12 protein-coding genes are annotated in these 20,613 nt (G+C 37.5%); 7 read left to right on the plus strand and 5 right to left on the minus strand.

The window, feature by feature from the left end:
• Positions 1–5: 5 nt before the first annotated feature.
• The 3 genes from C8N37_RS03920 to C8N37_RS03930 all read right to left on the minus strand — a co-directional run bounded on the left by C8N37_RS03920 (position 6) and on the right by C8N37_RS03930 (position 7,987).
• Complete coding sequence (locus tag C8N37_RS03920) at positions 6–2,864, minus strand: SusC/RagA family TonB-linked outer membrane protein (protein WP_108157638.1); 2,859 nt, start codon at positions 2,862–2,864, stop codon at positions 6–8.
• Between the two features lie 36 nt (positions 2,865–2,900).
• Entirely contained in the window at positions 2,901–4,754 is a 1,854-nt protein-coding gene (locus tag C8N37_RS03925; RefSeq protein WP_244914331.1) for a RagB/SusD family nutrient uptake outer membrane protein, read from the minus strand.
• 68 nt (positions 4,755–4,822) lie between these two features.
• Positions 4,823–7,987: a SusC/RagA family TonB-linked outer membrane protein gene (locus C8N37_RS03930; protein ID WP_244914332.1), complete on the minus strand. Its 3,165-nt coding sequence runs from the start codon at positions 7,985–7,987 to the stop codon at positions 4,823–4,825.
• Positions 7,988–8,416: 429 nt separating this feature from the next.
• Here C8N37_RS03930 and C8N37_RS03935 point away from each other — a divergent pair, with 429 nt between their 5' ends.
• From C8N37_RS03935 to C8N37_RS03945, 3 genes are all read left to right on the plus strand, one after another.
• Positions 8,417–12,481, plus strand: coding sequence for a hybrid sensor histidine kinase/response regulator transcription factor (locus tag C8N37_RS03935; protein ID WP_108157639.1), 4,065 nt, complete (start codon positions 8,417–8,419; stop codon positions 12,479–12,481).
• A gap of 248 nt (positions 12,482–12,729) precedes the next feature.
• Positions 12,730–13,605 carry an AraC family transcriptional regulator gene (locus C8N37_RS03940; RefSeq protein WP_211322189.1) on the plus strand — a complete coding sequence of 292 codons (876 nt, stop codon included), beginning with the start codon at positions 12,730–12,732 and terminating at the stop codon, positions 13,603–13,605.
• A gap of 64 nt (positions 13,606–13,669) precedes the next feature.
• Positions 13,670–14,836: an iron-containing alcohol dehydrogenase gene (locus C8N37_RS03945; RefSeq protein WP_108157788.1), complete on the plus strand. Its 1,167-nt coding sequence runs from the start codon at positions 13,670–13,672 to the stop codon at positions 14,834–14,836.
• Positions 14,837–15,021: 185 nt separating this feature from the next.
• Here the strand turns inward: C8N37_RS03945 and C8N37_RS03950 are convergent, their stop codons facing one another.
• Positions 15,022–15,525 (minus strand): YfbM family protein, encoded by a 504-nt coding sequence (locus C8N37_RS03950; protein ID WP_108157641.1) that lies wholly within the window; start codon positions 15,523–15,525, stop codon positions 15,022–15,024.
• A gap of 296 nt (positions 15,526–15,821) precedes the next feature.
• On the opposite strand from C8N37_RS03950, the gene C8N37_RS03955 reads away from it, so the two are divergent.
• The 4 genes from C8N37_RS03955 to C8N37_RS03970 all read left to right on the plus strand — a co-directional run bounded on the left by C8N37_RS03955 (position 15,822) and on the right by C8N37_RS03970 (position 19,162).
• On the plus strand, positions 15,822–16,850 hold the full coding sequence (locus C8N37_RS03955) for an energy transducer TonB (protein ID WP_108157642.1): 1,029 nt from the start codon (positions 15,822–15,824) through the stop codon (positions 16,848–16,850).
• A gap of 112 nt (positions 16,851–16,962) precedes the next feature.
• Positions 16,963–17,538: a Crp/Fnr family transcriptional regulator gene (locus tag C8N37_RS03960; RefSeq protein ID WP_108157643.1), complete on the plus strand. Its 576-nt coding sequence runs from the start codon at positions 16,963–16,965 to the stop codon at positions 17,536–17,538.
• A gap of 64 nt (positions 17,539–17,602) precedes the next feature.
• Entirely contained in the window at positions 17,603–18,613 is a 1,011-nt protein-coding gene (locus C8N37_RS03965) for an NAD-dependent epimerase/dehydratase family protein (RefSeq protein ID WP_108157644.1), read from the plus strand.
• Between the two features lie 165 nt (positions 18,614–18,778).
• Entirely contained in the window at positions 18,779–19,162 is a 384-nt protein-coding gene (locus tag C8N37_RS03970) for a hypothetical protein (RefSeq protein WP_108157645.1), read from the plus strand.
• Positions 19,163–19,283: 121 nt separating this feature from the next.
• On the opposite strand, the gene C8N37_RS03975 is transcribed toward C8N37_RS03970, so the two are convergent.
• Complete coding sequence (locus C8N37_RS03975; RefSeq protein WP_108157646.1) at positions 19,284–20,558, minus strand: ATP-binding protein; 1,275 nt, start codon at positions 20,556–20,558, stop codon at positions 19,284–19,286.
• Between the last annotated feature and the right edge of the window lie 55 nt (positions 20,559–20,613).

Here is a 20,613-nt window from a genome sequence, read left to right on the forward strand (position 1 = left end):
ATAATTTAGAATAAGGCCTTTACACCAAAATTGAAAAATCTTGTTCTCGGTGTACCACCTACGTTGAGTTGCATCGTTTCTTTTTCTTTGGCAAGGGTCATCAAATTATAACCATTTGTATAAATTCCAAGTTCTTTGACGATTCCCTTTCCTAAAACACGTGTTGGAAAATCATAGGAAATCTGAACCTTGGAGAGGTCAAATCGATTGCTTTTATACATCCAAAAATCTGAAATTCGGAAATTGTTATCGCTATTTCCAGTTGTTAAACGTGGATATGTCGCAGTTTCTTTATTTTCTTCCGTCCAACGATCACGTGCTATAATGGAGTATTTATCTTCGCCATCCATCCAGAAATAAGAGCTGTTTTTCATTTCATATGCACCATATCTTGCTGTTGCAACAGCAAATAATGTTAGATTTTTCCATTTAGCAGTGAAGTTGAAGCCCAATGAAAATGGAGCTCCTGCCCAACCGGCTTTGCCTAAGTAGACCTCATCGCGGGTATCAATCGTTCCGTCACCATTTTGATCTTTATATTTAATATCTCCAGGTTTTACTTCTCCAAAAGTACTGACAGGTGACTGATCTACATCTGCTTGATCTCGGTAAAATCCTTCATTTTGCAGCCCCCAGATTGCATCCAATGGTCTATTGGTACGGTTTTGATATGAATTTTCATACAATTCATCCCGTTTAGCTGCTTTCGTGTCATAATAAAGCCCCGTTACCCCTAACGAAAGAAAACTATTTTTAAAGCTTTTATTGATATTTAAACCAAAATCTACACCTTGGCGCTCATCTATATTAAAGTTGACAAATGGCATATCTGAATAAGTAGGCCAGTAGGACATAAAGTACATCGGATACAGTGTATTTGGTTGTACCAGCATCCCATGCATCTGGTTGTAAAAATAAGAGGCATTAAATGTCACCAAGTTATTGTACATGCCGGCTTCTATGCCAAAGGTGATCTCCCTACGTTGTGGGTATCGCATATCCATATTTTCACCTCTGAAACGATCAAAAGTGTGTACCAGTTGACCATCACTCCAACTGTACCATGCCGCATTGTTATAGGTGTAATATCCTTTATATAAATAATAATCTTCTATATCGAGGTCGGTATTGATTATCCCGGCAGAGGCCTTTAATTTTAAGTTATTAAAGACACTATTGTCCTTCATGAATTCTTCTTCACTCAGACGCCATGCCATAGATAAAGTTGGTGAAATGGCCTTACGTTTGGCTTCTGGTAATTTAGCAGAATGCGGTATAGCGGCACTAAAATCAACAAAATATTTATTAGCAAAATGGTATCCAAACTGTAGACCTAGATTAGCATTGCTTTGTTTATGGTATTCAGCAGACTTTCCGATTTGAAAAGCATTGGCCAATAGGATTGCGGAGACATGATGTTGCTCATTAAAGGTGCGTGCATAGTTTAATTGCGCTGTAAAACCTAATGTTTGTCTGTAGGCACTTCCACCTATATTTTGCACCCCAGAAATACGATCGTCGCCATATTTGGTAAGACTACTGATGAGATCGTTACCATTATAGTTGTTCCAATTGGCTTGGTATATGGCATAATTATTATTATACGATTGATTATACTGATTTTGATAATCAATAGCCATCGCTGTTTGAAATGTTAAACCCTCCAGTACATCGTTTAGATTAAAATCTAGCCCCGTGTTAAACTGAAATTGTCTGTTGAGGTGTCTATTACTTCCTCCGGCATAGATGTTGGCAAATGCGTTTGTCTGATCCAATTGACTACCCCCTAATAAATATTTGCCATCTACTAGAAAGTTACTGTTGTTAACTAGAATCAAGGAGTTTTCATCACTTTCTTCAATCATGCTGATCGGCACGAGCGGAGAAAAGCGGTGTGGTCTACCTGTGGCGGCAGCAGCCCAATAATCTGCATTGACACCTTTGGATGTATAAAAGCTCGCAGCTGCGTCCACATTTAATGAAATGATATTATTTAATTTAACATTAATATTACCCCGCATATTAAAGCGATTGGAAGTGTTATTATCGACTGCTTCACCAAAGTTTAATAATGATCCAGCAGACCAAAATCCAAAATTGGTATAATACTGCGTCCTTTCATTGCCACCAGATACTTCTGCGGTAGCATCGTATCTATTGTAGCTCTTTTTAATGTAATCTGATGAATAATAATCTACATTCGGGTAGCGATAAGGATTCTCTCCTGTACCATGCTTATAAATATTTTCCTGTGTATATAGATTAGGAAGTCCGTCATTGCGTCTCGCTTCATTGTAGAGTGTCATATATTCTGCAGAACCGAGATATTTCGGATAACTGATGGGGGTATTGATCCCTGCATTGGTACGGATGTTAATTTTTTGATTACCAGCTTTTCCACGTTTGGTCGTAATATAGATCACACCCTTTGCTGCACGGCTACCATAAAGTGCGATCGCATTTGCATCTTTCAATACTGAGATCTGTTCAATTTCAGTAGGCATGACATTGTCGGCATCACGGGGGAATCCATCAATTAACAGCAGGTAACCTGCAGATCCCCATATATTTCCATTATATCCAGAAATCAATGCATCTAGGTTTTCGAGACTATAGGTTGTATAGTTTTTTTCCATTAACTGTGCTAGATTAATCGCTTGGACTTCGCCCATGAGATTTTGCTTTTTGACCTTACGAAAAGCCACTTGTATGAGCTCTGTACTATCCGTTTGCACGGTATCTTTTAATCCGAATCTTGCTGGTGATATTGGGGCATATTGAAATAAGCGAGATGCTGATGCGTCAAGCGTACCCAAACCGACCATACTCAGGCACAATGCTATTTTTAATTTTTTATATTTCATTGTCTCATAATTTTATGAATTGATCGCTCATTCGAGTTACCATCCGGGATTTTGTGAAAATTCAGGATACATACTGACATCAGATACTTTTAATGGAAGCCAGTAATGCTTGCTTGTGAATTTTCGTTCTACTAATACTTTTTCTTTCATATTAACCACACGGTTTTCAGTAGGGTCTGTTGTATTGAAAGTCCCTGTTCTATCAAATTCAAGTGCAGTTTTTAGGGTGTATGGACTTTCGGTGAGTAACAACCATCTTCTCAAATCATTGAAACGATGTCCTTCATAGGCGAGTTCAACAGCTCTTTCGCGGCGTAATTCACCAATAAAAGCATCTGAAGAAGCTAAGAATTTAGTGTTTACATCGGCGACTCCAGCACGTTTACGAATTATATTGACTGCCTCTACCGCTGTTTTGTTATAATTGGCCGATTTTCCATTAGCAGAATTATTTCCCATAGATGCCGCTTCGGCATACATTAGGTAGACATCTGACAGACGCATATACGGAACATAGATATGCATATTGGATCCATAGTCAAAAGCTCTGTCATAATCGTTTGTTGTTAAGGGAATAAATTTGCGAAGCGTATAACCTGTACGGCTTCCATTTTGAATATTACGATAAGATCCATTGGTATAGAGTTGTGCATATCGATATTCATTTTCCGGTCTATCCTTGGGAGGTATAGTTCCTTTTATGACCTTAACGCCATCAAAGACGATATCATTATAAAATCTAGGGTCACGTCCTTTCCATGGATATTGTGGATCATATCCAGATTCTGCATCTGCTTGTGTAATATCTTTAATGGGTAAACCGTTTGCCATTCCATAATAATTGACATAATTGGCAGTAGGGACAAATTTGAGAGCATCGCCTTCGGTGATCAAGCTCGGCATGTACTGTTTACTGGTTCCATAATGGGTGTTGTTACCCGCATTATAAGGACCTCTAAAGATGGCTTCAGTACTACCTGGAAGTGCCCAATTTTCACTGATGGTATAGAAATTGAGATGATAGTTTTCAAAATCCACCAATTTATAAGGAGTCTGTCCACTTTCGGTGAGCGACAACAATTCGCCAAAAGCTTCCGCTGCTTTTTTACAATAATCGGCTTGATAAGTGCGGCTACCGGTTACCGTAAAATTCATCAATGGACTACCTGCCCACAGATAATTTTTACCCAGATAACCCAAAGCCATTATTTTATTGATGCGCAAAGCATTTTTCCCCAGTGTTCTTTTTCCCGGATTGGTATCATCCCAATTGATGGGTAAAAGATTGGCTGCTTCACGGAAATCTGCTGCTGCCAAATCTGCACATTCATGATAATTTAGACGGGGAAGGGTCAGTTTCTCATCACTTGGCAATACCTTATTAATATAAGGCATACCACCAAAATATTCCATCAACCGATGGTGAAACCAACCTCTAAAGAAAAGCAACTGTCCTTTAATAAGGTCCCGTTCTTCCTGAGTGGCTTCGGTCATTTTATCCATATTTTCAAGACCAATGCTAATTTTTCGTAGACCAAACCAAGCTGCATTCCAGAGATCTTTATTGATGTTGCGATCGTTTCCTCCTAAAAATTCTGTTGTAAAATCACTTTGTTCCATCCAGCCCGAACCCCAGCCATCGTGCTGTGCCTGCCAGCCCCAAAAATTGCCATTATCGATCTTGTGTATAAAATGGTAGGAGCCAGCGGTAGAGGTAATCTCGTCTTCTCCCCAGTTCCACGAATTTGTATAGTAGAGATTACTGAAATTAACAATACAATGGTAGAGCTCCTCGGTATAGCCTTGGAAATTATTAAAGTTTTTAAAAGCTTCTTTTTCTGAAATAATAGATTGTTCTTCTTTATCGAGATACTTTTTACAGGAACTCATGTATGAAGAGGAAACTATGACACCAAAAGACACTATAATTTTTAAATATTTTTTCATCATCATGTCGATTAAAAAGTAATGTTTGCACCTAGGTTAAAACGTTTGACGGTAGGGTAGGCGCCTTGTGATGCCCAGCCTGTGCCTGCATAGTTGGATTCACGATCATCGGGCATTTTGGACCAAAATAAGAGGTTATGACCATTGAGGAAGATGCGAATGTGTTGAAATCCCATACGGCGTATGAAATTGTTGTCTGCAGTCAGGTTATAAGCAATTTCCGCAGTCTTGAGTCTGATATAGGATCCGTCGTACATAAAGCGATCACCTGCCGTATAACTACTTGGTTCAGAAAGCCAACGAGGTAAAGGTACATCTGCATTCGTTTGATCTTTAGACCAATAGGAACCTTCATAATAAGCCAAATTGCGCTGTCTCTCGAAACTGTTTAATACGACCTGACGCGTGACATTGTTCACACCATACCATTGGGTCATGATGCTTAAATTTTTCCAGTCAAATCCAACCGTTAAGTTGTACGTATTTTGAGGTGTAGAAGGGTAGGCATAAGGTATATTATCCTTGGAATCGATCAATCCATCGCCATTGTAATCCAGTATGTGATAGTTACCAGGTAGTTTATTCCCGTCATTATTATCATGTATGGTACTGGCATATAATTCATCCCAAGTGTTATAGTATCCACTACCGACATAGGTATAGGTTTGACTTATTTGTTTGTCATCGAGCTTTTGATAATCGGGTAGTAATGCCGGGCTGTCCCCTTCTATCACTTTATCTTTAGCATGTGTAAAGTTCATATCGCCCCATAAACGCCAGTGTTGATTAATTGCTTTACTCACCTTTAATTCTACTTCATATCCTTTATTGGTCACGATTCCCAAGTTAGCTGCTGGTGCTGCCACACCAAAGTAATCGGGAACTGCACGGTTATTTCCCGTGATCAAGACATCGGTCCGCTTGTCGCTGAATACATTGACCTGACCTGAAATCACCCCATTAAAAAAGGAGAAATCAGTACCGAAATTTAGCTTTCTTACTTTTTCCCAGCGTACATTTGGGTTGCCGAGTTCATTTTCTTTATACCAAGTGTAAGTACTGCGTTCTGGTGCTTCTCCAACAGTTCCCATATGCGACTGACCGCCATAAGACCATTGTGTCAAGTATAAATAACGACCATTGACATTGTCATCTCCTATATCACCATAGGAAGCACGAAGTTTCAACATGTCTAAAAAGGAAATATTTTTCATGAAATTTTCTTCAGACAGTAACCATCCTATACCCCCAGAATTGAAAAATCCAAATCGGTAACCGCGAGCAAATTTTTCAGATCCAGTATAAGCTCCACTGTAATCAAGCATATATTTTCCTTTGTAATTGTAGGTCGTACGAAATACCCAGTCTTCACGATAAAAGGGCTGTATACTTCCAGTAGCATATTGATTGCGGTTGAACAAACCCATAGCTGTGATGTTATGATCATTGGCTATTTGAGTTGCATAATCCAATTGCAATTGGTAGAATAGACGTCTATAAGTCAGTCCATTATTTACTGCTCCAGACTGTTGAGCCCAGTTGATCCCTTCCACAAAGTCAAAACGGCTATTATCTATGTTTTGTCCGTAAACGGCCAATCCTGTTTCTGGATCAATCCATTTACTTTGTACACTATTGTACAGATCGTTAACTCCTCTCCCTGCTTCTACAAAAGTATTATCGAGCGATATGCTTCCTCTGACTTTTAAACCATCGACAAACATTTTGAGATCTTGCTCTAATATAAAATCTGACGTTATTTTACTCGTAGTTGTCAATTCTACTCCAGATGTAGCCAGTGCTTGTGCAGAGTTGATACCTACTTGTGAATCAGGTTTGTAAAATCCCCATGTACCGTCTGCATACCTTGGGTAAATAACGTCTGGAGGTACCGTATAAGCTGCTATCCAATAGTTGTAATTATCTCCTCCACCCCAAGGGCTTTTTCTTCTTCCATGCGATCCTGCGAGATTTGCTGAAAATTTGGTGGTTGGTGTGAGCTGAAAATCCAAGTTAGATCGCATGTTTAAGCGGTTAAAACCGTAACCGGCTTTGTAGCCGCGATTGTTATCATTTTCGCGAAACATATCACCTTCGTATAAATAATCGGCACTTGCAAAGTATTTTACAAAATTGGTACCTCCCGCAATATTCAGATTGCTATTTTGCGAGAAAGCATGTCCCTTGAATAGTTCCTCTGCCCAATTGGTGTTGACATAACGCTCTCTTTCTTCTTGATTGGCGGGGAAACGGTATTTGTTGATCAGGTTTTGAGGTTGGTAGGAAACCCAACTATTGGGAGAGAGTGCCAATTCGTTTTCGATGACACGGTTGCGCAGCATCATGGCATCATATGAATCCATTTTTCCCGGCAATTGGGATACTGTTTTTATGATATTATTCACTGTACCGCGCACGGAAGCTCTACCTTCTTTACCTCTTTTAGTGGTGATGAGAATAACTCCGTTGGCTCCACGTACACCATATACGGCAGTAGCGGTTGCATCTTTTAGTACCGATACGGTTTCAATCGAACTGATATCGACACTGCTCAATGGACGTTCTACACCATCCACCATCGTTAGGGGATCTGTATTATTCCATGTACTGCGTCCACGAATCACAATACGTGGATCCTCTTCTCCAGGCATACCTGTACTTGCGGTGGTGACTACTCCAGGAACGTTACCCGTCAGAGCAGCTCCTACACTTGCTACACCTCCCGCTCTTTCTAACACTTTGCCAGTAGTTTGTGTCACTGCTCCCACGACAGTTTCTTTTTTCTGTGTTCCGTAACCAACTACAACAATCTCATCGATATCGATATTGGAACTATTGAGTACAATCTGTAATTCAGTCTTATTATTAATATTTACTTCTGTTTTCGTATATCCTATTTTAGATATCACCAGTGTATTTCGATTTTTAGGTACTTGAATGGAAAACGAACCATTGATATCTGTCGATATTCCAGTGGTTCCGTCTTTGACTTTAACAGAAGCACTTTCAACAGCTTGGTTTTTCTGGTCAACGACCGTACCCCGTACTTGTCTTAATTCTTGTGCATATACTGGAGTTATTCCGAGCAATAGGATAAGAAATGATATAATATGAAGGAGGAGAATACCCCATAGTCTTTTCTCATACCAAATAAGTGTCATGGTATATTTCATCATAATATTTTAATTGATTAGATAAATTGGTTTAAAATCATTAATTGGCTTGCCCTATGTAAGGGCATTGATTAGCGTGGATAGCTACTTTTCATCATGGGGTGCTAAGTACTGTTTTTTGTGCTCATAATCATGCGTTCATCTAAATGGTTTATAAATGCCAAGCATATTGTTTTCAATTGTTTATTAGTTTGGTTAGATCTAATAACATATAGTGAAAATTATCCTTGGGGGTTGGTTTATAATTATTAATCCAAAACTAGCTGATGTAACATTCTTGTTGAGGTAAGAATGTTCAAATGATGAGTAAGTATGTTAAAATTGTACTTAAATGATCAAATAATCTATTTTTTTTGATAGTTTAGGAGTATTGTGATACTTATTAAAAGTGTTGCTGTAAACCTTTAACCAGTTAACTTATTAAACATAAATATGTTGAATTTATTCAAGTGCAAATTTTTAATAATCATTACATTTATTTTTTGCACTGTTTCTAATGCGCAAGAGTTACCTCATTCATTTGAACATTATACAATAAAAGACGGCTTATCTTCTAATACCGTGTTTAGTACCTATAGAGATAGTTATGGTTTTTTATGGATTGGAACTGAAGATGGGTTAAATCGATTTGATGGTTATACGTTTAAAGTTTATCGTTATAACGCAGATGTTGAAGCTGGTTTAAAATCCAATCACATCACGGCATTATGTGAAGATGAGATGGGAAGGGTTTGGATAGGGACTAATGGCGGAAGCTTAAGCTATTATGATCGTAAATTGGACAAAATAGTAAGCTATGATCGGAATGCTAAAGGTGACTGGTTAAGTACGGCGATAACAGCAATTCATACCGATGTCGCAGGTAATATCTGGGTGACCTCATATGGTGGGCTCTTTGTCATTAATGTTCAAGATATTCACAAGCCACTTGGAACACTATATGCAGATATTGAAAAGAAGTTTACAAAGATGACATCCCGCTATGTTTTTAGGGACAGTCAGGGACGGATGTGGGTAGCGGCTGAAAATAAAATCTTTCAGTTTAGCGCTAATCTAAAAGATAGTAAAAGTTATGCTGTGCAACACCTCCTCGCATCTCATGGTCAACTACTGGAATTGACTTGTATGGAGGAGGATGAGCATAAGCGTATTTGGGTTTCTTCTCTGGAAGGCATTGTGTATAAAGGTAATCATGAAGATCAATTTTCTGTATTTCAGCCAACATCAGGTGCTAAATTAGGGAGTAAGCGTATTTATAGTATTGCCAAAGATCTAAAAGGGGGGCTGTGGATCGGGACTGATAATGGTTTAGGGGTATTAAATACCAATAATTTTGAACTTAAATTTTTTAATCGTGATGTCAGAAATGCCAGAAGTATCAGTCATAAATCGATTCGTTCTATCTATCTCGATAAATTTGGAATATATTGGGTAGGTACAGTGCAGGGGGGGCTGAATAAGTTTGATGTCAATTTAAATCAATTTAACCTGAAAACTATAGACAGCTATGGCAATGGAAATAAGGAGATTAATATGATCACTTCATTTCTGCAGTATAAAAACAATGTGGTGGTGGGTACAGATGGTGGTGGATTGTATCTGTACGAACGTACTTCTGATCGATTATCGGCTATTCCGACGGGAGATAAAGAGCTGACCGTTTTGGCATTAAAAAGTGGTGATCATGCTGGAGAAATATGGTTGGGAACTTTTGGTAAGGGGGTGATCAAGTTTGATTTAGAAACTAAATCTCGTACACAATACCTGACCGGCTCAGGTAAAAATCAATTGAATAATAGCGAAGTTTTCAGTTTAGAGAAAGATATTTATGGTGATATATGGGTCGGCACTAATGGTGGTGGAATAAATGTGATACAGGCTAAAGATGGTATTGTCAAAAAATTTCGTCGTTCTGACAATCCGAAAGCAGATGAGATGAGTCCCTCGGCAGATTTTATTCGTGCTTTGCGAAGAGATCATGAGGGACAGATGTGGGTAGGTACGTATGGCGCTGGTATTTGTGTTTATAATCCATATACGCGTAAAACATCATACTATAATAAGAGTGTAAACGCTTTGCCTAATAATTATGTTTTATCGATCTATACGGATCGAGCTGGAAATCTGTATGCTGGTACCAATGGGAATGGAGTAGGATTGTTGCAAAAAGGTGATCAACAATTTAAAACCTTATCTGAACGTGATGGCTTGATCAATGATGTGGTTCAGAGTATCGTAGAGGATCAGGCAGGGAAAATATGGTTTAGTACTAATAAAGGACTAAGCTGTTATGATCCCACGCAAAAAACATTTAAAAATTATGCTTATTCGGTCGGGTTACAAGAAGGGGCTTTCATGTTGGGAGCTGGGCTCACGCTAACCGATGGAGAAGTATATTTTGGTGGTCAAGAAGGATTTAATCATTTTTATCCCAATAATCTGAAAGTTAATAATAACCGATCTAAACCGGTATTAACAGAATTAAAGATTGATAATAAAGTAATAAGTCCTGCTCAAGGTGGTATCCTATCCGAATCATTATTAACTGCTCAAAAGATCTCCCTGAAGTATAAGCAGAACTTTTCGATCGCATTTGCTGCTTTAAACATGACGGTATCCGAGGACAATCAATATGAATATCGATTACTGGGGTTTGATAAAAACTGGATTAAAGCGGGTAAGGAACATATTGCTTATTACACCAATTTGGATCCTGGAACCTATACTTTTGAGGTAAGGGCGAGCAATAATGATGAGGTCTGGGATGAAGAAATTAAATCTATTATTATTTATGTTGCTCCACCAATATGGTTAAAAGGTTATGCCTTTGTATTTTATGCGATCGTGTTTTTAGTTGGATTATATTGGTTGAGGAGTAGAGGCGTGCGTCAACTCAAACAAAAGTTTGCTTTAGAGCAAGAACGTCGAAATGCGGATAATCTCCATCAGCTGGATCAAATGAAAATTAAATTCTTGACAAATTTGAGCCATGAGTTTCGGACTCCAATTTCGTTAATTACAGGACCAATTGATATTTTATTGCTTAAGGAAAAAGATAAGGAAACTTCTCAACAGATTGCGCTTATAAAACGAAATGCGCATCGCCTGCTCAATCTGGTCAACCAATTGCTTGATTTTAGAAAAATGGAGGAGAATGAACTGAAGCTCCATAATACGAAAGGGGATTTAGTGGCATTTGTGAAAGATATGTATGATTCCTTTAGTGACATGGCTATCCAAAAGGAAATCAACTATCGTTTTATGACTTGTGAAGACCATATATTAACCGCTTTTGACCATAATAAAATAGAACGTATCATATTTAACTTATTGTCGAATGCCTTCAAATTTACTGAAAAAGGAGGGAATATTTCTGTCCAAATTCAGTCCGTTGAAGTACAAGAGGTCGGCAATATGATAAAAGTAAAAATTGTAATCAAGGATGATGGAATCGGAATTCCAAAAGATTCTCATCAAGCTATTTTTGATAGTTTTTATCAACACGATACGCAAGCTAATATTTTGAATCAAGGATCTGGTATCGGTTTGTCAATTGCAGATTCATTTGTTAAGATGTATGGCGGCAAGATGTATGTGGAGAGTGAGCCCGGATTTGGGAGTTCCTTTTCTTTTGATCTTCTTTTGGAAAAAATGGAGATTGTGCATGATGAGATTTCGGAGTCTGTTATCCATCAAGAACATGATCTTGCTGATCCCCACATCCGTCTTCGGCCAGTGGTGCTGATTGTAGAGGATGATGACGATTTTCGAGGTTTTCTAAAAAGCCGGCTGGATTCTTTATATCAAATTTTCGAAGCTTCAAATGGGCAAGAGGGATGGCAGAAAGCCCTCTTTCATCATCCCGATCTGATCATTTCGGATGTACAGATGCCCATCATGAATGGTATGGAATTGACTCAGAAATTGGTGCGGGATAAACGGACTAAACATATTCCAATTATATTGTTGACAGCTTCTAGAGTAGAAAATGGATTGGTCTGCGGTTTAGAGTCTGGTGCAGTAGATTATATTTCAAAACCCTTTGATACGGCAGTATTATTGGCAAAAGTTAATAGTTTATTGCTCCTAAATCAAGCTTTTAAAGATGCTTACAGCAAACAGTTATCATTTGTCTCCCCTGAAGTGGAGGTCTTATCGGAGAAAGAAAAGTTTTTGCAGAACGTATTTGAATATGTTCATGAAAATCTGGATAACCCGCAATTGTCTGTGGAACTATTGAGCAACCACTTATCTATAAGCAGAACATCATTGTACAATAGATTACTTGAATTTTCGGGAATGAGTCCTGTGGATTTTATACGTTCCGTCAGGTTAGAGCGCGCTGCTAATTTATTAGAAAAAAGCAGTAATTCGATTTCTGAGATCGCTTATGAAACCGGTTTTTCAAATCCTAATTATTTCACTAAAGTATTTAAGGCGAAGTATAAAATGACACCATCCGAGTATATTCAAGCACAAAAGAATAATGTCATTTAATGCTTTATATACCTTACTGCGGGAGGTTTATTACGGTTGATTAATTACGATTCGGGTCTTTTTTAGATAAATTTTGCGCATGTTAACGCTGGATTTGACTTCATTGTTTGTTGTGGTCAAATCAATGGGAGATTCTGGTTGTAACAGCTTTATAAGTGATTTGAACTGTTTTTAATAATTTTTACGTTTAAGTGTTATTTGTTTTTTTAGATTTACCTCCCAATTTATGTGCCATATAGGAGGGGATTTTGAAGACATTAAAAATAAAAGATAATCAACAAAAAAAGGAAGATCAAGATTTGTCATTTAGAGTTTTTGATTTGACTTCCGAAAATTTGAACGTATATACAGTTCCTCATAAAAAAGATCATTTTTGCCTATTCGTGATTGAAGAAGGGACTATGCAAGTGAGTATAGAAGATAAAATACATAACCTTAAAGCGGGGAAAATCGCGGTTATTTTTCCCGAACAGGTTAGCTTGGTTTCCACTATAAGTGTTGATTTAAAGGGTAAAATCATTCTTTTTGAAGAAATATTATTTTGCTCTGATATTCTGAAAAATGAATTGAGCACTTATAATGTTCACCTTTCGACTCAGTTGAACTGTATTGTTCTGTCTGCAATCGATTTTCAGCATAGTATCGGGATGATCAATACCATTCAAGATATTTATCAGTATCCAAGTCTAGTTAAAAAAGAACAAGCTAGATTTTACATCAAAATTCTGCTACTTGGATTGATCGAGTCTGTACATGGCCTTCATCCTGTATTATATCAAGAAACGGTCGATAAGCCTATTTATATCAAGTATAAAAAGCTTTTGAATATACATTACAAGCAGCATCGGACCGTTCAGTATTATGCAGAACAATTGATGGTCAGCAGTAAAAAGCTAAATTCAATCACCAAACGCCATTGTGGAAAAACAGCAATAGAAACCATCCATCATCGTATTTTAATGGAAATTAAACGGCAATTGACGTTTTCTGATTTATCACATAAAGAGATTGCTTTTGATCTGGGTTTCAATTCGCCTTCAGCATTAAACAAATTTGTGCGCTCCAAATTGAAAGAAACACCTACTCAACTCCAGCAGGAACTGTCTCAAATGTATAACGGATAGTCCCATTTGTATAACAGTAATGCCTCCTTCTCCTGTACTTTTGTTGAGTACAAAAAATAGAAAAATGAGTAAATTATTTATTGCAGGAGAGGTGTTCCATGGCGCTGGAAGTCTTGAAGAATTGAAAAATATCCAAGGTAAGAAGGCTTTAATTGTAACTGGAGGAGGTTCTATGAAAAAAAGTGGAACCTTGGATAGAGCAATTTCATTTCTTATCGAAGCAGGAATAGAAGTTCGTGTATTTGAAGGAGTAGAAGAAGATCCCTCTTCTACAACTTGTCTAAAAGGAGCAGAACAGATTAAAGCGTTTGAACCAGATTGGATTATCGGATTAGGGGGATGTTCGGCTATCGATGCTGCAAAGATCATGTGGGTTTTCTATGAATATCCAGATATAGATTTTGATACTATAATCAAACCTTTTACTGTTCCTGTATTACGTCAAAAAGCCAAATTTATAGCGATTCCTTCTACAAGTGGCACTGGAACTGAAACAACTGGGCTGGCTGTAATTACTGATCGTGAAAAGGGAGTTAAATATCCGGTGGTTTCATATGAACTTACGCCTGATATTGCCATTGTTGATGGAGAAATTTGTGCCTCTATGCCTGCCCACGTGACATCCAATACTGGTCTTGATGTATTGACACATTGTGTGGAAGCATATGTATCCAATATCGAAAACAATTATGCTGATGCATTATCAAAAGGTGGTTTAGCATTGGTTTTCGATAATCTAAAAGAAGTGGTCGCCCATCCTGACAACATTAAAGCTCGTCAAAATATGCACGATGCTTCATTTATGGCAGGTCTGGCTTTTAATAATGCTTGGTTAGGAATTGTCCACTCTTTATCTCATCAAGTTGGGGCATTATATGGTATTCCACATGGAGCGTCAAACGCGATTTTTCTGCCGAATGTGATTCGTTACAATGCACAGGAAACAGCACGTTATCCCGAATTAGCAAAGGTAATCGGTCAGGAAACAGCCGAAGATCTGGCACAGGCTATTGAAGTTTTACGTTCAGAAGTAAATAACAAATCTTCGATCAAAGATTTTGGAATAACCCAAGAGGTCTGGGATAAAAATCTGGACTTTATTGCAAATAATGCGCTTATAGATCCATGTACAGGTTTCAATCCCCGAGTACCTTCACTTGAAGATTTAAAAGCAATTTATAATGCCTGCTATGAAGGTGTTGTGTTTTCTGAAGACGTAGTCTCTTTATAAATTTTCAAATCGAAAGTATTCAGCAGTGAGTTTAGATAATGAGCAAGATGCAATTTGTTAAACGCCTATAAAGAAAACTAGGAGTCAATTAACTCCTAGTTTTCTTTATATCATGTTGAACTATGATCGACTTAAATAAGGAACAACTTTCATAGAAGTCTAGCGCTGCCCATAATGTTAATGGATTAACAAAGAAAGGAGATGATTGCTTGATTTTCTTGCGTTGCTACTTGTAAAAATGCTTTCAATTTTTTGAATTCCTCTATCAAATAATTTAATGCTTCAGGATCTTCCCAAAAATCAGGGTAGACACCTTCTTCGTTCATTTTGTTTGCGTCAAACCTATCTGATAATGACTGTTCGGCGATTACTTTGACCGCTTCAAATAATTCTTGAGTTTGCGTAGGAGTGAGATATGTTGCTGGACCATATCCCATATCCTGCTCCAAGTCCAAGATATTTGGTCCGTATATCAGCCACTTTAAAGGTGGGGTAACTGCTTTGTGATTGGTTAGAGGTTCACCTGTTATCACATAAAACAAACCATCCCAACTTTTCCCTATATCTAGAAGATAGTTCTTTTCAGAATGCGGTGTAGAGAAAAGATCGTCTTGAAGAAGTTGGCTATTTTCAACATAACGATCTAAAGTATCCTGATCTATGCGTACGTATTGTTGTATTATTCCCATAAATTGAATTTAGGGAAAAATTTAATTTTATGCAATTTAAGTGAACGTATTATTATTCTTTATCTGACGATCTCTCATTCTAGAGATACTATTTGAATACGTGGTAAAATATTAAAATAGCTGCTTTAAAAATTGTGTGTGAATGAGTAGTCATCAGCTCCGTATTTCACCCCTTGTAAAACATCCTAAAAAACGGAGTGTCCATGTCGGCAGAATAATTTTTTTCTTTTTCTGTAATATTAATATGATAAATTTATGATCTATAATAGCTATTTTTGAAGCCACAGCCAATAGTTATGAAATATATTACCGTATTGTTTTTAATTTTTATTTCAATCGCATCTTATTCAAATTTCTGCTATGCCAAAAAAGGTGAAAATCTCGGCTTACATGAACATGATCTGGATACCTCTTATACTTACTATAATAGTAATGGAGAAATTATAGATTCTAAGATCGGATCGTATTCCTATCAACAGATAATTCCATACGGAAGTGATTCATTAGATTTATATAATATTGTTCATTATTATAGCGAAACAGATTCTTTAAAATCAAATGGCTATAGCTATAAATTTAATCATCCATTTGAATTTGGTATGAAATATACGGGCGAATTTGTATCTTATTTTCCTAATGGGAACTTAGAAAGTTTGCAACATTTTGATGAATACTCGGAACCGATTGATTCCTCTTACTATTATTATCCAAATGGTAAATTAAAAATGATCGTTGTCCATCAGGAAATTGGCAAAAAAATGTTTTCTGGAACGACAGATACCCATCCTTTTTATTTATTGTATCTCGACTCTGTTGGTAATTATCTGGTAAAGAGAGGAAATGGATTTTTAAGAATTTCGGGTCCAGGAGATTCTTATATAGAAGGTGAATTGAAGAATAATAAGAGAGAAGGTAAATGGTCAGGATGGAATATGGGTACTTTTTATGAAGAATTGTACCATGATGATATATTGTTTCAAGGAAAGAGGTTTAAAAAAAATGGAGATATTGTGCTATACTTTCAAGAAGATATGCAAAGTATAGCGACATATCCTAGGGGTATGCAGGTATTCATGAAGGGGCTCTATAAAAATCTGATCATTTCTCACGATCTCATAAAGGGTATATCAAGTGAATCTATTTCGGTTACCTTTACGATTGATCGGGATGGGCGAACGAAAAATTTTCGGACGACTGAAAAAGTTGCTCTAAAATTAAGAGAGCAGATTGTCAATGCGATACAAAAAATGGGGAATTGGATTCCAGCTAAGTTACAAGGAATGGAAGTAAATGTTAATTATACAATACCCATTCGCATCAAGTAAAAGATGGATTGATGGTTCGAGCGCAGAATTTATTATTGTTCGGAATAAAGGGTAATCCGTGGAAAAACTAATATCCTTGCAGATATAACAATAAACTATTAGAAATGAAAATATGCACGCACAACTTATCGAACTGATTACACAACATGTTCCGCTTTCTGCTCAGCACCAAGAGCTGTGCAGACGTTTTATGGAACCGGTGTTTTATCCTAAAAACAGCATCATAGAAGAAGAAGGGAAGGTTCCTGCTTATCTCTATTATGTGGTGTCAGGTTTTTTGCGTTTGTTCCACTATAATGATAGGGGTGATGAAGTGACGACACATATCAACTGTCCCCCAGGATTTATTACCTCCTATACCCATTTTAACAATGGCTCTTGTTCTGAAGAAAATCTTGAATGTATTACTGAATGTGAACTTTTGCGTATAACCAAAGTAGATCTTGATCTATTAATAAAGCAAATACCATCGTTTAAAGATTTCAGCATCTATGTGTTTCAGCAATCCCTTTCTTATAATGAAAAGCGTTCCAAAGGGTTGGCTACATTCACCGCTGAACAAAGGTATTTGAGACTGATGGATGTACAGCCGGAGTTGCTGCAAAACGTTCCGATGCAATATATCGCTTCTTTTCTGGGGATGAATCCTAAAAGTTTGAGCCGTATCCGTAAACAGATCATTAGGTAACATTTGTGAAGTGGTTTGACATGTATAAGGTTGAACTTTGACCTATCATTTAAAATCAACGAACATGACAACTAAAAAATTGGTATTGGTATCCGGAGCCAACGGGCATTTGGGCAATAACTTAGTACGATTATTAATAAAAAAAGGTTTTGTAGTACGGGCATCTGTCCGTAATATGAAAAATAAAGCGTATTTCAAGGATCTGAATTGTGAGGTCGTTCAGGCAGATATCACCGATAAGGAATCTTTTAAGAGTGCGCTGCAAGGTGTGGAAACGTTCTATGCAGTAGGGGCGGCTTTCAAATTATGGGCTAAAGATCCACAAAAGGAGATTTACGATGTGAATATGCTGGGAACTCGCCAAACTATAGAAGCTGCCGCAGAAGCTGGAGTCAAAAAAATTGTCTATGTAAGTTCTATAGCAGCATTAGACTATAGCCATCTACCAACAAAAGAAAGCAACGGCTACAATCCTGATCGGCGGGATACCTATTACAACTCCAAAAATGATGGCGAAAAATTAGCTTTTCAACTGGCAAAGGAATTGGGTATAGAATTGGTTTCGGTGATGCCTGGAGCAATGATTGGTAGCGAAGCCATTCAACCTCTGAATGTTTCCTATCGTATTTTAAGATTGATTTTAAACAAACAGATTCCAGTAGACACCCGTATCGCACTTAATTGGGTAGATGTCAAAGATGTCGCAGAAGGTTGCTATCTAGCGGCAGAGAAAGGAAGATCGGGAGAGCGTTATATCCTTGCCAATGAAAGGTGTATGAGCATAACTGATACCACCAAACTGGCACAAAAACTTTATCCCGAACTTAAACTCCATATTCCAGCATCTGTCCCAAAGTTTGTGCTCTATAGTATTGCTGGATTGATGCAGTTTTCGGCAAAATTAAAGGGCGAAGCCCCCATTATTACCACCAAAGATATCGCTATGTTCTCTGGTCTTCAACAGGACTTTGATATTTCCAAGGCAAGAAACGAATTAGGTTTCTATCCGAAAAGTAGTGAACAAGCAGTCAAAGAGGCTTTGGCTTACCTGATGGAACATCAGGATCTGCTGTAGCTCTTTGATATGGAAGATGCCAAGCTTAGATAAAAGTAATAAAACGTTTATAACATGCTTCAATACGTGGCTATATTAGCATTTCTCTTTTCAATTTGAAACAATTTATTGCATCAAAGGCATAGTATTTGTTATCTAATTGTTTAAAACTGAAAATTATCACATATGAAAAAGACTCTTTTACTTTTTGTATTGCTCTTTACTGCTTTCTTTTCAAGAGCAGACCAACTCCAAGCTTTATCACAGAAACAAGCAGAGAAAGCAGTTGCTTATCTTAAAAAAGAACCTATAGTTATTTTGTGGTGTAGCTGTTGCGATAATGAGATACCCATGAAAGTTACTGTCAATGAGGTGTTTTACAAAAAAGATAGTGATGGGAAATATTATTCTGTCATATTAAAAGGCAGAGACGAAAGCGGAAAGGAAGTTGAAGAATATTTGGATTTGGCTTATGTTTTTGTGAAAAAAGGTCAAAAAGCGAAAAGTTTAGGTAAGGTGTTGAAATTTGAGTGCGACCCTTGTACACAACCCTTTAACTGGTCTAGGTAAGTGCCATCAACCTTTTAACTATAAAAGAAAAGTTTGTTGCAGCCGAAAATGTAAAGTGATCTGCAACTCTATCACTTCTTCTTTGGTGGGCGGTCAATGAACATCCACCTGAGAAGAAGTTTTATTTTTCAAGTATTTTTCTGATCGTCTCTCTTTCCTTATCTGATAGCGCAATTGCATTCTCAAATAGAGGAAGTATATCCTGTTTACGCTCTGTTTGTAGGATCAGGTCTAGAAGCCCGAGGTATGTGCGTATCAGATCAGCTTTAATACCTACAAAAGCTCGCGGATCGGCAATATATAGTTCCTGTATGAGGGTCAATAAAACCTTTTTCCGTTTCAAATCTATATCTGAAGAATGATAATGGGGTAGGAGGTTTTTCTTTTCCAGCTCTTCTAATTTTACCGTAACGGCTTGTTCGCGGATATACTTTTTCTGTTTGCGATCCAAGAAATCGCGCAATTCGGCCAATAGCTTACGGTATATGATCTGCTGCTCCTTTTCACTGAAAAGGTTGCTGTCTGAAGATACAGCGATATCATCTTGTTCGAAATGATCGAAAAAAGCCGACTCGATATATACCGAGTGGTGAAAGTCTATCGCATTATTATTAAAGCTACTCAGTAGTTTAGCGACTTCGGTTTTGTTGCTGTTTAAGAAATAGTAATAGTATCGGTCCCCGATCTGTTGTTTCCAGCGGATATAATTGACCTGAAAACGATAAGAATTTTCTTGAATACTGTAAAGGGTAAACGTGGTGCTATCCGTTTCTTGGATCAAGTTATCATAATTGAGCAGCTTTCCATTTAAGAGGATGCGGTAACCCCAGTCCCGATTGAGATGTAAATACCATCCAAATTCCTGCGCTAGGAAATCTGTGAACTCTCCAGAGTCGAGTGTTGCAGCTGTCAAACCAAATATGCCTTCCAATGTTACGGTTGTACCTGTTCCTTTGTCCTTAGCAGATGATTTGATGTCGCCGATATCGTATTGTTCTTTAGTATCACGATCTATGCGTATGCGGTAAGAAATCAGTTGATCATCTACTTTTACAATAGTATTCCACGTTGCCCGGGTGGCAAATAGAGAAAAAGAAAAACGACCTTTCCCTTTTTTTCCTCGTGTATAGGAACTGCGTTTTAACTTGTTTTTTTTCAGAGAATCTAGGAAATTACCGAATGAATAGTCCAATGTTTCCTGTTGTATTCCTTCTCCGTTATCACGGATGCTGATACTCGTTATAAATCCGAGTTGGTTACTTGCTATCTCTACTGATACTGTTGTGGCTTTCGCATCAAATCCATTCCAGATATACTCCGCTATAACATGTTTAGCATCTTTTGGCAAACCGGCGGATTCTATACTCGCGTTGGTGATCTTGGTGTTATTCTTCATAATGGTTTGATCTAGTTAAAAGTACAACAATAAATGAGTAAATCAAAACTTTGAA

The sequence above is a fragment of the Sphingobacterium faecium genome (assembly GCF_003054045.1).
In the GTDB taxonomy this organism is placed as follows: domain Bacteria; phylum Bacteroidota; class Bacteroidia; order Sphingobacteriales; family Sphingobacteriaceae; genus Sphingobacterium; species Sphingobacterium faecium.